This is a genomic window from Enterobacter sp. IF2SW-B1 (assembly GCF_001743375.1).
Lineage (GTDB): Bacteria > Pseudomonadota > Gammaproteobacteria > Enterobacterales > Enterobacteriaceae > Enterobacter > Enterobacter bugandensis.
The window spans coordinates 1-370 of record NZ_MJAA01000355.1 but is presented as its reverse complement, the minus strand read 5'-3'; the positions used below and the strand labels follow the sequence as shown (position 1 = coordinate 370).

Here is a 370-nt window from a genome sequence, read left to right as displayed (position 1 = left end):
CCACCCAGCATCTCCGGTTTATCTAGCCGGATTGCCGGCAGGCGCGCTTCAGCCGAGATTTTCAGCTTGTCCAGATTCCCTTCAACCTGCAGGTTTTCCAGGGGGTTGTGGATGATTATACCCAGCGCGCCGTCTTCTTTGTATGCACAATTATACACCACGGCGCGGCGAAATATCGGATTCTGGAGCGCAGGCAGGGCATTAAGTTAGTGATGCTGTAAATTCATGGTCAGAGGTACTGTTTCCTGGTTTAACAAGCGACAGCGCCCCGTATGGGGATAAACCCAGGCGCTGGCACAGTTTATTTCTGTCAACGTTTATCGATAGCGTCCATCAGCATTCCGGGGATCGAGATCGGGAACTTCGCTGC

At 52.7% G+C, this 370-nt stretch carries 1 protein-coding gene; it reads right to left on the bottom strand.

Going from position 1 to position 370, the window contains the following annotated elements; translation table 11 throughout:
• A partial coding sequence (locus A6013_RS24655; RefSeq protein WP_254677918.1) for a YqgE/AlgH family protein occupies window positions 1–197 on the bottom strand: 197 nt, incomplete at its 3' end.
• Between the last annotated feature and the right edge of the window lie 173 nt (window positions 198–370).